We start from the raw sequence: 15,366 nt of genomic DNA, 5'->3' as shown, positions 1-15,366 counted from the left end.
AAAATCCTCAATTCAAGAATCGTATTACTACTCTACCTTCCGAGACGATTTACCTTCAGTATGATGATGATAGTACAAAAGAGATATATCATAAGGTCATGTCGATGGGAAGTGCGGCTAATGCAACGACATCTAATGGAGATCAATGCGGTTATAGCACGATATACGGGCAATATTCTAATGGCTGGAGTCAAGGCACCGATGGTTATGCAAACACGAATATTGCTAGGGTAAGTATACATATTTCAATACCCGCGGCAGGAATCAATTCAGCATTTAACTGGAAAAGAAGCCTTCCTTATAACAAAGCATACTTAGCTTGGGCCTCTCCAGGAGGAATCAGTTGGGCGGTACGTTTAAGAAAGGATGGCCGGGTAATTCAATCAGGCGACCTAAAGTCAGGCAACCTTGCAGAACTCTACCAAACGAACTCGCTACCTAGTTATAGCCGATGGTCATTTTCAACACTAAGAGTACCTGTGAATTTTAAAATTGTAGTTCTCAGTTGTACTTTAAAAAATACTGTTCCTACCATTAACTTAGGTGATTGGTATGATACTCAATTTCCTACTGTTGGCAGCACCAGTAGCGAAGTTGACATTCCAATTACCTTAAACTGCTTAGCGGGCACCAATATAAAAGCAACAGTAGTCGGTACCAGTGGTGTTATTAATGCATCTCAGGGGCACATAGGCTTATCGGGTACAGATAAAGCGACAGGGATCGCCATACAGCTTGTTGATGCAAATAAAAACCCCATTCCTTTAGGTAGCAAGCAAACAATAAAAAGTAACGTCGCAGCAGGCGAGCATATCTTTGGTTGGAAAGCGCGCTACATTAAAACTGCCGATAAAGTGACACCCGGATCCGCTAATGGCACCGTGACAATTAATGTGCTCTATGAATAGGAATAACCGTATGAAGAAAATATTATTCACTATTTTATCGATTAATTTACTTGCGATGTCATCTCATTCATTTGCAGCGTCAAATATTACCGTTAACTTTACAGGCAATATCAAAGCCGCTACCTGTAATATCTCTGGCGGCAACAATATTGATATTGACTTAAAACGTTTACCTATTGATATATTTAGTGGCGCGCAGACAGGGTCCGACTGGAGAAATTTTGATATTCATTTAAATAATTGTTCGTCATTTATCAATCAAATCAAACTGACATTTGCAGGCACTGCGGACACAGCTGATACGACTAGCTTATATAAAAACCTAGGTACTGCTCAAAATATAGCTGTGCAATTACAAAGCGGTGATGGTGCCACACCGTTAGGTAATCAAAAAATATTACAAGTGCCCTTAAATGGGCAATCTGATGTCGCTATTCCACTGCGTACGCGGGCTGTTAGCATGGCAGGTAATGTCGTGGCTGGCTCTATTTCAGCCAATATTACCGCCACCATCACCTATTTATAAACCGGAGCATATAATATGAAGAAAATAGTGCTGTTATTCTGTCTTGCTTCCAGCCCCGTATTGGCAACAGACCAGCAAATTAATATCAATGTACATGGTTATGTCGCAGTTATGCCCTGTGAATTAGAAACCATCAATCATGTCATTGACCTGAAAAAAGTGAATGTTTGGAATATTCGGGATACACAAACTTCACCGTGGGTTGATTTCTCAATTAAATTGAAAAATTGCCCTATGGGTACCAAGGAAGCCATTATGGAAATTAAAGGCACCCCAGATTCAACCACAACGGATTATTTTATCAACACCGGTAGTGCTAAAAATGTCGCATTAAACTTAGCTCACCATGCAAATAAAACCACGATAAAAAATGGTGAAAAAATTACGGTGCCCGTTAATGAACAAACCCGCAAAGTTGATATTCCGCTATCAGCGAGAATGGCAGGCTATGGCTCAGGTATGACAAGTGGTTCATTTAATAGCCACCTTGATTTTACATTTGTTTATCATTAACAAGGTCTGGCTATTATATTAACTAATATCCAAATAAAAACTGTATACGTGTGATTTAAATCAAGATAAAAACCATAGTACCTGATAGATGTATCTTGAAGGTACAAGGCATTCTTTTACTTATTAAGAATAAAAAATCAATGAGGTTGAATAATGAGCAATTATTACCCTGTCTCTGCGGTTATTGGTAATAAAATAAAGTCATTGCGTAAAAATAAAGGACTCTCTCTTATTACTCTCGCTAAGACTGTTGGAATTAGTGAGCAACAGCAACTACGTTATGAACGGGGAAATAACCGAATATCGGTAGATAGACTAAAACAATATTCCAACTATTTTGATATTAACATTAGTTACTTTTTTTCGTTTAGTGACGATGAAAAAACAAAAATTAAAAATGGTTATGAAATTAAAAAATCATTTTCTTTATAGTATTTTTACTTAATCATTATTGGATACTGTATGAAAAAAAACACCTCTAAAATTGTCGGAGCGCGGATCCGCACACTAAGAAAAGACCAAAACATGAGTATTCAGCAACTCAGCACATTACTTGGAATTAGTCAGCAGCATCAATCTCGCCATGAATTAGGCGAAATCCGAATTCATGTTGATACGTTATATTCTATTTCCGAAATACTCGACCTTGATATTCAAGAGTTAATTGTTGACTTTGCTACCCCACTACCAGTTAACATAATGAGTAATAAACAGAATAGAAAAAAAATATTGCAAGCAGAAAGCCTATTATCACCAGAACATAATTTCAATTTATACAAATAGCGTTAATACAAAACTAAATTTATTTATAGGAAATTTATAGTCATGACAACTATAGCTAAAGGTATCTATAAGTAAGAAATCTCTCACGTAGCCTTAACATAGCGAATTAAAATTAAGGCTACTTAATTGAATTTAATAAGAACATTTTGATAGTCATTTAATGTTTCCTTAAAACCAAAGTTACCCCTATTTTTATTCATTTACTGAATGGCAACACCATTTTCTCTATAAAAAACCAAATAAATAGCACATTTAGACCTGCTAAATCCGATAACTATACTATTATTTCATTTTTCGATAGTAAAAATACAACATCCACTGTATGTGGTCTAATAAGTCAAAACCTTATAACCCCAAATTATCACCATATGAGAGATAAATTAAACTTATATCCCTCCTTATAATTATTCTTAGTTTTATATCGTTATTTAACTTTAGTGAAAAAATCAAAAAAAATTATATTTAACTTAGCTCAATATAGTGTATCAATTCTTCTCTTATAATGTGTTAACTTAATTAAAAAAATTAAATACTTTAAAATTTAATTATATTTTACCAAATTTTACAAAACTTGTTTATTTTAATAAATAGTTTCAAAATACTCTTCAATTGAGTAATTGGTAATTCCACCTACTCAATAAAAATAAATAATTATCTTTTGGAGAAAAACAAATGAAAAAGAACTTACTTGCATCATTAATTGCTGCAACCTCAATCTTTGCTGTTAATAATGCATTAGCAGCAGATGGTACTATCGACTTTACAGGTGAAATCATCGACCAAGCATGCGAATTAGCAGCTGGCTCTGATGCACTAAAAGTAAACTTAGGACAAGTATCTAAAAAAGCATTACCAAACGCAGGAAGTACAGCGGCAGCAACTAAATTTACGATTAAATTAATTAATTGCCCTGCTACAGTAACAACGGCTTCAGTAAAATTTGATGCTGATTCTTATATTGGTGATGATGAAGTTATTAAATTAAAAGAAGAAACTGGCGTTGCAACTGGCGTTGGAATTCAAATTACTGATGATACGAATAAAATTGTTCCATTATTTACTGCCTCTAAAGCATATCCATTACAACAAAATGTGGAAAATAATTTAGATTTCAGAGCACGTTATATTGCTAAGTCTGACACAGTGACTCCTGGTCCTGCAAATGCGACAGCAACTTTCACAATCAATTATAACTAAGTAATAAATAAGGTTTAAAAGGACTTAAGCCTTATCTAATAATAATCAATGGTGGTATTATGAAATCTATTATCTATATTTTCATTTCCTTACTTACGCTAATAAATACTGCGAATGCTGGTGTTATAATTGGTGGAACCCGTGTTATTTATAATGAGGGAAACAAAGATGTCAGCATCAGCGTAGAAAATCCAGATAAAATCCCTTATTTGATTCAATCTTGGATAGATAATATAGATGAAAAAAAACAGTCTGATTTTTCTATCACACCACCATTATTTAGGCTAAATGCAGATAGAACTAATGCGCTTAGAATATTTTTAACAGAAAATAAATTACCTAATGATAGAGAGTCATTGTTCTGGTTAAATATAAAAACTATTCCAGCAACAGAAAGAACAGAAAACTCATTACAAATTGCCTTTAAAACACAAATGAAATTAATTTATCGCCCTAAAGCATTAAAAGATGTTAATTTTATTGAAGAGCAAAAAAAATTAGTGTGGTCTAAATCTGGAAATAAAATTACGGTTAAAAACCCAACACCTTATTTTATGAATTTCCAGAGCATCAGCTTTAACGGAACAAAGGCTAATGATGTTTCTTATGCTGCACCTTTCTCAAGTGCGACTTTCGAGGTTAATAACTCAAATACTAATGGAATAATTAAATGGGAAGTTATTAATGATTATGGTGCAGCACCAGAAGCACTCGAAAAGAAAATATAAAACTATAAAATAAGTTGGGCTTTATCATGAAAATAAATAAAATATCTCTAGGCCTACTATTATATTTAGGCTATACCGCATCGCTATATGCTGAAGAAAAAACAGAAAATAATGTCTACTTTGATCCTGACTTTTTAGAGCTACCGAATAAAGATTCGGTTGATTTGTCACAGTTCGAGAATAATGAGCAATTAGCCGGTGACTACTATGTTGATATTTATGTCAACACCAACTTAATTGGTGCTAAAAATCTTAAATTTGAAAAAAATAGCCGTAACCAATTAGTTCCATGTTTATCACTTGCTGATATTAAAGAGTTTGGTATCAAAACAGCGGAATACCCTGAATTACAAACAGCAGGAAGTCACTGTGTAAACCTTGCAGCGATTCCTGATGCCACAAGTAATTTTGAGTTTGATTCTCAACGTTTATATTTAAGCATCCCCCAAATCGCATTGGATAGAAACCCAAGGGGTTACGTTGACTTAGCCAATATCGATAATGGCATCAACGCACTGCTATTAAATTACAGCTATAACGGCTCTAAAAATTACGATCGTAAAAGTAGTGGTTCGGATAACACATCCCATTATGTAAATTTAAGACCTGGCTTAAATATTGGAGCATGGCGGCTACGCAATTACACAACATGGTCAAGTAGTACCGACCAATCCGGTAAATGGGATACCATCTATACCTACGCATCACGCGGTATTAATAGCATCAAAAGTCAGTTGACCTTGGGAGATAGTGTCTCACCTTCGATGGTTTTTGATAGCGTGCCATTTCGTGGTGCTCAGCTTGCGACAGATGATGATATGTCCCCTGAGAGTTTACGCGGCTATGCGCCCGTTGTACGTGGGATTGCTCGTAGCAACGCACAGGTGACGATCCGCCAAAATGGTTACATTATCTACCAAACAGAGGTGGCTGCGGGCCCTTTTGAAATCAATGACTTATACCCAACGGGGGGAAGCGGTGATTTGCATGTCACCATCAAAGAATCCAACGGTAGCGAGCAATATCAAATCGTTCCTTTTGCTTCATTACCTGTATTGCAACGTGAAGGATATTTTTCTTATAGCGTAACGGGCGGAGAATACCGCGCTTATGACAGTAGCATTGATAAAACAAAATTTGGCCAATTTACCTTAATCTATGGTCTACCTTATGGTATTACCGCTTATGGTGGTAGCCAAGTGAGTGAGCATTACCAATCTTACTCCATCGGCGCAGGCCAAAACCTTGGGCGATTTGGTGCGTTATCCATTGACGTTACCCATGCAAATTCAACGCTAGGTAATGACGTTAAGGAAAAAGGCCAATCATACCGTTTCCGCTATAACAAAAATATCAACGATATTGGTACTAATATCGCATTGGCTGGTTATCGTTATTCCACTAAAGGTTTTTACAGTTTAGCGGAAGTCTTTGACGGCTATAGAAATACAAACTATATCCCTGAAATTGAACGCCGCCGTAATCGCGGTGAGATCACCCTCAGCCAAAACTTAGGGGATAACTTTGGTTCAATCTCCGTAGGCTATATCAATGAAGACTACTGGAATAGTGACCGTAAAACTCAGTCTGCCACCGTGGGTTATAACAACAGTTGGCAAGGCATTAGTTATAGTTTGAATTATACCTATAACAAAAATACCAATAGCTACTCATATACTTCCGGTAGCCGTACGAAAAGTGAAGATGATCATCAGCTTGCCTTCTCTGTCAGTGTGCCATTTACCGTGTTTGATAACACCTTCTATTACAACTTTAACAGTAATAGTAGCAGCAACGGCCCAAGCACAGGCAGTATTGGGCTTTCCGCTTCACAACTTAATAACCGCTTAAATTGGAGCATGCAGCAGGGTTTCACCACTCAAGAACAAGGTACGAGCGGTAATATGAACGCTTCTTATAAAGGCCAATATGGTGAAATTTCAGGTGGAACAGGCTATAGCAAAGACAACTATAACCTCTATTACGGTGTTAATGGTAGCTTAGTGGCTCACTCTGGCGGCCTTGTACTCGGTCAACAATTAGGCGAAACCGCGGCTATTGTTGAAATCCCAGATGCAGGTGATGTACCAGTATTAAACCAAGCAGGGGTTGTCACTAATAACCAAGGTTATGCACTCGTGCCTTATGTCACGGCTTATCGTAAAAATGTGATTGATATTGACACTTCTGAACTACCTGAAAATACGGAAATGGAGTTAACCAGCCAAAGTGTTGCACCAAGCCGTGGCGCTTTGGTGAAAGCTAGCTTTGCGGCGAATGTCGGCTACCGAGCCATCATGATATTAACCTTTGCTGATGGTAATCCCGTACCTTTTGGTGCTCAGGCGATATTTAAAGATAATCCTCAGCTAAATAATATAGTGGGCAATGATGGCGAAATTTATTTATCTGGTTTAGCTGAAAATGGCAATTTTATTATTCAATATAACGATAAACAACAATGCCAAGTAAATTATAACTTAGCAGGTATATCGAATTATATGGGGTTATATAAAACAGCTGCAATTTGTAAATAATCGGTGATATAAATGAAAAATTTATTCTATAAGTCTACTTTTATATTTATAAGTCTATTTTTATATTCAAGCTATACAAATGCAGCCTGTATCCAGAATCCAAGATTTAATAATATACAAGTGAATATTCCTACAGCAACTTATAACATTCAGTATGATGATATAACTACCAGAGAATTAGGGGCACTAAGTGTCCGTTATTTATCTGGTTCGATGACAACTACCTATTCTGAAGGAAATGGGAGCTGTGGTATATCTTACTTATATGGTGATTTTATTAATAACTGGGTTCCCAATAATGGTGTTGCAACATCAAATATTCCTGGTATCGGTATTTCAGTTCAAACTGCATCAATAGGTGGAGATTTCAATCGTTGGTTTGGCCCTTCCTCAAGTGGCAAGCAACCATGGGAAATATCAGATACCGTTTGGTATATTAAAATAAAAAAAATAGGGCAGGTAACCTCGTCAAATACCCTGCGCTCTGGCCCAGTAGCTCAATTAACTCAAAAAAATCAGACGCCCATTAGCACTTGGTATCTAACAACCTTAAACATGCCTGCAAATGCGATTCGTATCAATGTACTTAGCTGTTCATTAAAGAACAACCAGTCAACCTACAATATTGATATGCAAGATTGGTATGATACACAATTCCCTAATATAGGCTCAACCAGTGCGCCTGTAGATATTCCAATTACCTTAACATGTGCAGCGGGTACCAATATTAAAGCGACGGTCACAAGTTCTAAATATGAAGATACCGCTACAGGAAAATTAGCTCTAACGGGACCTGATAGCGCCACTGGTGTCGCAATACAATTGTTGGATAAAAATAATAATCCAATCAAATTGAACACCACAAATAGCCTGCAAAATAATGTGCCGGCTGGTGATTATATGTTTGATTGGAAAGCTCGCTATATCAAAACGGCAGATAATATCACGCCAGGTACAGCGAATGCCTCTGCTACTGTAAATATTCGCTATGAGTAGGAATAAAAAATGAAAAAAATATCTAAAAATTTACTTTTACTTAGTAGCTTAATATTCAGTGGGAATTTATTTGCTGCTAGCACAGTGACATTGAACTTTACCGGAAATATTAGAGCCGCAACTTGCAATATTACCGGTGGGAATAATATTGATATTGACCTGAAAAATATTTCTGCTGATGTATTTCGTAATGCGAGTTCAGGTTCTAACTGGAACACATTTAATATTAGCCTAAATAACTGTTCATCTTTTATTAACCAAGTAAAACTGACGTTTACAGGAACCGCAGATACTGCGGATGCAGCAAGCTTATACAAAAATCAAGGTACGGCTAAAAACCTAGCCGTTCAACTACAAAATGGTAATGGAACAACCGCTTTAGGTAACCAAAAAGTATTACAAGTTCCGACAAATGGGCAAGCGAATATTAATATTCCATTACGCACACGCGCCTTTAGCTCATTAGGTAATGCCACTCCGGGAACTATTTCCGCCAATATTACGGCAACAATTACCTATTTATAAAAGAGAAAATAATATGAGACATTTTATCCTATTACTATCACTAATGAGCTGTTCTTTAACTGCATTTGGGCTAACAGCAAATATTAAAGTGCATGGCGTCGTTATTGCTGCTCCTTGTGAGGTTGAAAAAAATAATTATTTAATCGATTTGAAAAAAATTAATATTTGGAATATCAAAGATACGCAAAAATCTCCGTGGGTTGATTTTTCCGTGAAGCTAAAAAATTGCCCTGTAGGCACCACCAAAGCTGTAATGAAAATATCAGGTACGCCAGACTCAACAATAACTGAACATTTTATTAATAATGGTACGGCGAAAAATGTGGCATTAAATTTAGCCAATACCGGCAATAAAACAACAATAAAAAATGGCGATACCATTACCGCGAATGTTAATACTCAAACGAGAAATGTTGAAATCCCATTATCGGCAAGAGTCTCGGGTTATGGAAGTGGTATGGTTGCAGGTTCATTTAAAAGCCATTTAGAATTTACATTTACATATCAGTAAGTAAGTTTGTTTTAATTATATCAGTTTTAATAGGGGAAAGCGGTATGCCTAATTACTATCTTATATCAAAAATAATTGGCAATAAAATCACCTATTACCGAAAAATGAAAGGCATGACATTAGAAAATTTATCTAATATCGTGGGTGTGAGTGAACAACAACAGTCACGCTATGAGCGTGGTATTAATCGAATTAATATTGATAGGCTTTATCATTACTCTAAGATATTTGAAATTGATATTATGGCTTTTTTTATTTTCAATTCTAGAGAGATCAATGAGATTGAGCATGCAGAAGAAAAATATTTAAATAAAAAAAGTAAATGTTAAGGATATTTTATGACTAAAAAGAAAATTTTACTGGTAATAATAGGCTCGGTTTTTGCTTATTCTGCATATACACAAGCGGCCTGTATTCAAAATCCTAATTTACGGAATGTTGTGGTGAATGTACCAGCAAGAACCTATTCGCTGCAATATGATGATACAGGGGCTCGCGATTTAGCCACTATTCAGGTCAATTTTAAAGGCTCACAAGTCAATACATTTTCAGGCCCAAAAAGTAATGGTCAATGTGGTGATGCCTACTTACACGCTGACTATGTCAATGGTTGGGTACCAAACGGCAATAAAATTGCAGCCAGTAATATACCGGGCATCAGCATTCAAGTGAAAGCAACCAATATCGGTTTTTTAAATACACGTTATGGACCACCAACAGCAGCTAACCCAGCCGCTTGGACTATTGCTAACCCATATTGGACGATTACCATAAAAAAAACAGGACAAGTCACACAAGGGGGAAATTTAAAGGCAGGGCATGTGGGAAGACTAACACAGCGTAACCCTGCGCCACATAACAGTACGTGGAATTTAACATCGCTGAATATTCCAGCAGGTACTATCAAAATTAATGTATTAAAGTGCTCAACAAAAGCGACAAGTTACAATGTTAACTTAGGGACTTGGTATGATACTCAGTTTAAAGCTATTGGCTCTACTAGCAATAGTGTCAATATACCCATTACATTAAGCTGCGCTGCAGGCACCAATCTAAAAGTGACAGTCACAAGTAGTGCTGGGTATGTTGATATCAATACAGGGAAGATTAAATTGTCTGGGCAAGGGCAAGCAACCGGAGTCGCCATTCAATTATTGGATAGAAATAGTAACCCGATAAAGCTCAACTCAAAGTTCACTTTGCAAAACAATGTTGCAGGTGGCGATTATATTTTTAATTGGAAAGCTAGATATATTAAGACTGCTAATAATATAACTGCAGGAACTGCAAACTCAACAGCTTCGGTTAACATAAGATATGAATAAATAGCATCCAACATTAATCATAAAAAGATATTAATTTATTTATAACTTGATTTTTATTGCTAACATCGAAAAATATCATCGAACAATTGATAAATAGCAAATTTACTATTTTATTAAAATGGTTAAGATAGAGAGGTAATCTTTCATCGTGTTTAGTTAGAAATAAAAAATATAATTATAGGAGTATATATGCCTTATTCAACATCTCACCTAATTGGCAAAAAAATACTTTATTATCGGAAAACGAATGGACTTTCAGTTAATGAACTATCCGAGGTTATTGGCATCAGCCCACAACAACAGTCACGATATGAAAGAGGAGTAAATAGAATTACTTTAGATAGATTGTTCCAGTATGCAACGTATTTTGAAATTGATATTAAAACCTTCTTTCAGTCCCATGATTTTTAATAAATTAAGTAATAATACATATCACTAGAAGATCCAATTACATTAAAAATATTTAATTATATTCACATTATAATATTTAAAATAAATTAGAGAGAAAATCATGAAACGAAAAATATCCAAATCCGTCGGTTTAAAAATAAGATCATTAAGAGAAAGTCACGGAATGAGTGGTAAAGATTTAAGCATATTGTTAGGCATTAGCCAACAACACCAATCACGCTATGAAAATGGTGAGGTTAATATTCATGTCGACACCATTTACCAGTTGGCACAAATATTTAATGTTTCGCCGACCTATTTCTTTACTGAAACCATTACGGATATTAATAGTACAGAGCTCTCTGTTAATAAAAAGAATTATTTCTCTGCTGAAGCTTTGGTATTCTAACCTCTAAATATGAGCATTATAATATGCCAATAAATTAAATATCGGTGCTATTTCTATTTATAGTATAGCACCGACTTATTATTCTTTTTTAGACTCCTCCACCAACCAATGACGAAATATCGCCATCGCTGGTGTCATGACTCTCGACTTTAAACGGCTCAACCAATATCCACCCAGTGTTACAGATATATCAAAAGGTTGAACTAACGCCCCAGCACTTAATTCATGACTAAACATGCAACTTGGCACCAATGCTATACTGTCGGTTAATAACGCAGCCTCAACCATTAAACGTGATGAATCAAATACAGGGCCTTTGACACGCCAAGGTTCAATCTCCGCAGCTAAAAACCATTTTTCCCATTCATCTTTACGATATGAACGCATTAACTGGTGGGATTTTAAATCTAATGGATGTTTGAGCTGGCTCGCGACTTTCTCTGAACAAAGTACAGTATGAGCCGTTGAAAATAGAGGAATATTTTCAACCAGTGGCCATAAGCCCTCCCCAAAGCGAATAGCAAAATCAACGCCTTCGGCAGCGAGATTCACCACATTGTTATGAGTCATAATGCGTAAATCAATATAAGGGTATAGTTCCGAGAATTGGGTCAATCTTGGCAATAACCAGCCCACAGCAAATGTACCGACCACTGAAATACTTAAAGCTTCTCGATAATGGCCATCTTCAAATTGCAATAGTAGTGACTCAATCTGGTCAAAAGAGCGGCTCAATACGGGCAGCAATGCAAGCCCTTCATCAGTTAATGCAAGCCCTCGAGGTAAACGAATAAAGAGTTCTAGTCCCAGCTGCTCCTCTAACAACCTAACTTGTTGACTAACAGCTGCCTGAGTGACATTCAACTCTATTCCTGCTCGTGTAAAACTTAAATGCCGCGCTGAAGCTTCGAATGCCCTAAGCGCATTGAGTGGAAGCCGATGACGATAATTTTCTGCCATAAGATTTTCTTTTACCTCATCGAATTTTATATCGTTTCAAATAATGACCGAAAGCATGCATACTGCTTTGCAATTGCGGTTTAACCGCCTAATAGCCTATATTAAAGCACTTTAAATTTACAATGAAGTGCTTTCAATTCCTGTTAGCAATAACTTAAACTTGTACTTATTGGAATAACTCTATGAAAACTCTTTTTCGTCAGGGGCGAATTTTTGTCGCACTGAGTTTGGCGTTAACCACGCTATCCGCTAATGCGTTCACTCAAAAGGATGTGGATGACATTATTAAACCTCTGATGGAACAAAAACAGATCCCAGGGATGTCTGTCGCAATTTCCGTTGAAGGGAAACACTATATTTATCACTATGGTGTGCAGTCTAAGCAAAGCTTAGTACCTGTCAGTGATGAGACTTTATTTGAGATTGGTTCTTTGTCTAAAACGTTTACTGCCACACTCGCAGCCTATGCACAAGACCAAGGAAAACTCGATTTTTCGCAAAAGGTAAGCCACTATCTTCCTGAATTAAAAGGGTCTGCTTTTGACCAAGTCACAGTAATGAACTTGGCTACTCACACTTCCGGTTTATCGTTATTTGTGCCTGATAGCATTACTAATTCAGCTGAATTAATCCGTTATTACCAGCAGTGGAAACCGACCAAAGCCATTGGGCAATATCGCTCTTATTCAAATCTTGGCGTGGGGCTACTCGGTATCGTTACCGCTAAACAACTCAAAATGCCATTTGAGCAAGCGATGGAAAAATTAATGTTGCCTGCACTTGGGCTAAAACATACCTATATTCATGTCCCTAAAAACCAACAGAAAAATTATGCTCAAGGTTATAATAAGCACGATCAGCCCATTCGTGTAGCACCACAAATTTTAGATGCTGAATCTTATGGTTTGAAATCTAATGCTAAAGATCTAATTCGCTTCTTAGATATTAATATGCAAACGAAGAAAGTCGCTAAGCTGTGGCAAGAAGCCGTAGAAAACACCCATACTGGGTTCTATATGACCGATTCATTTATGCAAGATATGATGTGGGAAAGCTATTCGTGGCCAGTATCTCTTGCTCAATTACAGCAAGGTAACCGAAATGAAATGGCGCTCACACCGCAAAAAGTTGAAGCTATCCATCCTGTAATGCCACCTGAAACACAGGCTTTTTACAATAAAACAGGTTCAACCAATGGTTTTGCAACCTATGCGGCATTTATTCCGGAAAACCAAGTGGGTATTATTATTTTATCCAACAAATGGTATCCAATCCCTGACCGCATCACTGCGGCCTACCAGCTAATCGAAAAAGCGAAACACTAGCCCACGCAGAACATCCAATGTTCTAAATAATCAGATAACGAACCAGTAATACTCAAAATAGTTCGTGCTAGAGCAAGGCGGCAAAATTCGGCTATCTCGGGGAGTATACAAAAGTATATGACCCGAGTAGCCGAATAAGGCCAACGCAGCTATTGCGCGAAATATGAAGAGTATTAAAGACAACAACGCGACAGCACGAATTATGAAGAGCATTTAGATAACGCGGGAAAACTGCCGCTGCCTCATCTGACTACGTAAATAAACATCAAAACACATACAAATATTACGAATAAGTAAACGCCCTTGCGGCGTAACTTTAATTCCTTTGTCTGTCATTTCGACTAATCCATCTTCTGCCATTGGCTTCAATAGCTCTAAATCCTCTTTAAAATAAGATTTAAAGTCAATTGGATAGATTGCTTCAATTTGTGCAAAATCCAATTGGAAGTTACAGATTAAGGTTTTAATAACATCACGGCGCAAGCAATCATCATCGGTTAAGACGAGACCTCGCCACAGCGCTTGGCCTTGCTCTTCAACTTGCGCATAATAGGTTTTCAAATCTTTCTGATTTTGCGCGTAGTTATCGCCTAACATACTGATCGCAGAAACGCCTAATCCTAATAAATCACAGTCGCCTTGAGTCGTATAACCTTGGAAATTACGGTGTAAAACCCCTTCTCGTTGGGCCACAGCGAGCTCATCTTCAGGGCGAGCAAAGTGGTCCATACCAATAAATTGATAGCCATCTCTGGTGAGGGTTGCGATTGTGTCTTGCAGAATATCGAGTTTTTGCTCTGCACTTGGTAAATCAGCATCTTTAATTTTACGCTGCGCCGCAAATAAATTAGGCAAATGCGCGTAATTAAACACACTTAAGCGATCTGGTGATAATTCAGCCACTTTCTTTAAGGTAAATGCAAAGCTTTCAGGAGTTTGTTTAGGTAAACCATAAATCAAATCAATACTCGTTGAGGTAAAACCCGTTTCTTTGGCTCGTTTAATTAGGGCAAAAATAAATTCTTCGTCCTGTTCACGGTTAACCAGCACCTGAACTTCTTTATTAAAATCCTGAACTCCCATGCTTAAGCGGTTAAACCCTTCATGGCGCAGATGGTCTATCATATCCAGTTCAATTTCACGCGGGTCGACTTCGATGGACATTTCAACATCATCCGCAAAATGAAAATGCTTTTTCAATAAACCAACCAAATGGCTGACTTGAGCTTTATCTAGGTAAGTCGGAGTACCACCGCCCCAATGCATCTGGGTCACAATACGACCTTTTAATAAAGCTGCGCGCTGAATAATTTCTTTTTCAATTACTTTAAGATATTCATCGGCTTTATGTTTTTGGCGTGTCACTAATTTATTACAGCCACAGAAATAACAAAGTTTATGGCAAAAAGGGATATGGACATAGAGCGATAAAGGTCGATCAGGATAACGTTGTGTTGCTTGAACAAACGCATTCTCATCATAATCTTGATTGAATTCCAAGGCTGTGGGATACGAGGTATAACGAGGCCCTGAATAATTGTATTTTTGAATGAGAGAAAGATCCCAAACAATATTTTGCTCTGACATAACATTCCTCAATTGACCAAAAGCTCAAACTATAACGATGACTTCACTCTATTTAATTTGTTATTCGATGAGAGTGAAAATTTTATAACCTGCATAAGCATTATAGACTCTAAATATTTCGAGTTGCAGCTAAGCGACAAGTGAAT

At 36.8% G+C, this 15,366-nt stretch carries 18 protein-coding genes; 16 read left to right on the top strand and 2 right to left on the bottom strand.

What is annotated here, in order from left to right; all coding sequences use genetic code 11:
- Positions 1–98: 98 nt before the first annotated feature.
- From FVA72_RS01365 to FVA72_RS01295, 15 genes are all read left to right on the top strand, one after another.
- Positions 99–908, top strand: a complete 810-nt coding sequence (locus FVA72_RS01365; protein ID WP_232062922.1) for a fimbrial protein — start codon at positions 99–101, stop codon at positions 906–908.
- Positions 909–918: 10 nt separating this feature from the next.
- Positions 919–1,434 carry a fimbrial protein gene (locus FVA72_RS01360; protein ID WP_036958600.1) on the top strand — a complete coding sequence of 172 codons (516 nt, stop codon included), beginning with the start codon at positions 919–921 and terminating at the stop codon, positions 1,432–1,434.
- Positions 1,435–1,449: 15 nt separating this feature from the next.
- Entirely contained in the window at positions 1,450–1,947 is a 498-nt protein-coding gene (locus FVA72_RS01355; protein ID WP_094960814.1) for a fimbrial protein, read from the top strand.
- 153 nt (positions 1,948–2,100) lie between these two features.
- The gene (locus FVA72_RS01350; RefSeq protein ID WP_110592680.1) at positions 2,101–2,379 is read left to right on the top strand and encodes a helix-turn-helix domain-containing protein; all 279 of its coding nucleotides are present in this window, start codon (positions 2,101–2,103) and stop codon (positions 2,377–2,379) included.
- A gap of 30 nt (positions 2,380–2,409) precedes the next feature.
- The gene (locus FVA72_RS01345) at positions 2,410–2,730 is read left to right on the top strand and encodes a helix-turn-helix domain-containing protein (RefSeq protein WP_096863545.1); all 321 of its coding nucleotides are present in this window, start codon (positions 2,410–2,412) and stop codon (positions 2,728–2,730) included.
- Between the two features lie 672 nt (positions 2,731–3,402).
- Complete coding sequence (locus FVA72_RS01340; protein ID WP_094960816.1) at positions 3,403–3,927, top strand: fimbrial protein; 525 nt, start codon at positions 3,403–3,405, stop codon at positions 3,925–3,927.
- Between the two features lie 59 nt (positions 3,928–3,986).
- The gene (locus FVA72_RS01335; RefSeq protein ID WP_110592681.1) at positions 3,987–4,655 is read left to right on the top strand and encodes a fimbrial biogenesis chaperone; all 669 of its coding nucleotides are present in this window, start codon (positions 3,987–3,989) and stop codon (positions 4,653–4,655) included.
- Between the two features lie 26 nt (positions 4,656–4,681).
- Positions 4,682–7,192 (top strand): fimbria/pilus outer membrane usher protein, encoded by a 2,511-nt coding sequence (locus FVA72_RS01330; RefSeq protein ID WP_110592682.1) that lies wholly within the window; start codon positions 4,682–4,684, stop codon positions 7,190–7,192.
- 12 nt (positions 7,193–7,204) lie between these two features.
- A complete protein-coding gene (locus tag FVA72_RS01325) occupies positions 7,205–8,188 on the top strand; it encodes a fimbrial protein (protein ID WP_110592683.1) in 984 nt (327 codons plus the stop codon).
- A gap of 9 nt (positions 8,189–8,197) precedes the next feature.
- On the top strand, positions 8,198–8,713 hold the full coding sequence (locus FVA72_RS01320; RefSeq protein ID WP_004262778.1) for a fimbrial protein: 516 nt from the start codon (positions 8,198–8,200) through the stop codon (positions 8,711–8,713).
- Positions 8,714–8,726: 13 nt separating this feature from the next.
- A complete protein-coding gene (locus tag FVA72_RS01315; protein ID WP_036958601.1) occupies positions 8,727–9,224 on the top strand; it encodes a fimbrial protein in 498 nt (165 codons plus the stop codon).
- A 44-nt stretch (positions 9,225–9,268) separates the two neighbouring features.
- Positions 9,269–9,553, top strand: coding sequence for a helix-turn-helix domain-containing protein (locus FVA72_RS01310; RefSeq protein WP_004262784.1), 285 nt, complete (start codon positions 9,269–9,271; stop codon positions 9,551–9,553).
- 9 nt (positions 9,554–9,562) lie between these two features.
- The gene (locus FVA72_RS01305) at positions 9,563–10,549 is read left to right on the top strand and encodes a fimbrial protein (RefSeq protein ID WP_004262787.1); all 987 of its coding nucleotides are present in this window, start codon (positions 9,563–9,565) and stop codon (positions 10,547–10,549) included.
- A gap of 189 nt (positions 10,550–10,738) precedes the next feature.
- The gene (locus FVA72_RS01300) at positions 10,739–10,960 is read left to right on the top strand and encodes a helix-turn-helix domain-containing protein (RefSeq protein WP_004262791.1); all 222 of its coding nucleotides are present in this window, start codon (positions 10,739–10,741) and stop codon (positions 10,958–10,960) included.
- Between the two features lie 100 nt (positions 10,961–11,060).
- Entirely contained in the window at positions 11,061–11,348 is a 288-nt protein-coding gene (locus FVA72_RS01295; protein ID WP_004262793.1) for a helix-turn-helix domain-containing protein, read from the top strand.
- Between the two features lie 78 nt (positions 11,349–11,426).
- Here the strand turns inward: FVA72_RS01295 and FVA72_RS01290 are convergent, their stop codons facing one another.
- Positions 11,427–12,308 carry a LysR family transcriptional regulator gene (locus tag FVA72_RS01290; protein WP_110592684.1) on the bottom strand — a complete coding sequence of 294 codons (882 nt, stop codon included), beginning with the start codon at positions 12,306–12,308 and terminating at the stop codon, positions 11,427–11,429.
- Positions 12,309–12,490: 182 nt separating this feature from the next.
- On the opposite strand from FVA72_RS01290, the gene ampC reads away from it, so the two are divergent.
- Positions 12,491–13,633, top strand: coding sequence for a class C beta-lactamase (gene ampC, locus FVA72_RS01285; RefSeq protein WP_243154728.1), 1,143 nt, complete (start codon positions 12,491–12,493; stop codon positions 13,631–13,633).
- A 213-nt stretch (positions 13,634–13,846) separates the two neighbouring features.
- On the opposite strand, the gene hemN is transcribed toward ampC, so the two are convergent.
- A complete protein-coding gene (gene hemN / locus FVA72_RS01280; protein ID WP_004262801.1) occupies positions 13,847–15,220 on the bottom strand; it encodes an oxygen-independent coproporphyrinogen III oxidase in 1,374 nt (457 codons plus the stop codon).
- Positions 15,221–15,366: the final 146 nt, after the last annotated feature.

Source organism: Providencia sp. PROV061, assembly GCF_011045655.1.
GTDB classification, from domain to species: domain Bacteria; phylum Pseudomonadota; class Gammaproteobacteria; order Enterobacterales; family Enterobacteriaceae; genus Providencia; species Providencia hangzhouensis.
This window is presented reverse-complemented; position numbering and strand designations above follow the sequence as displayed.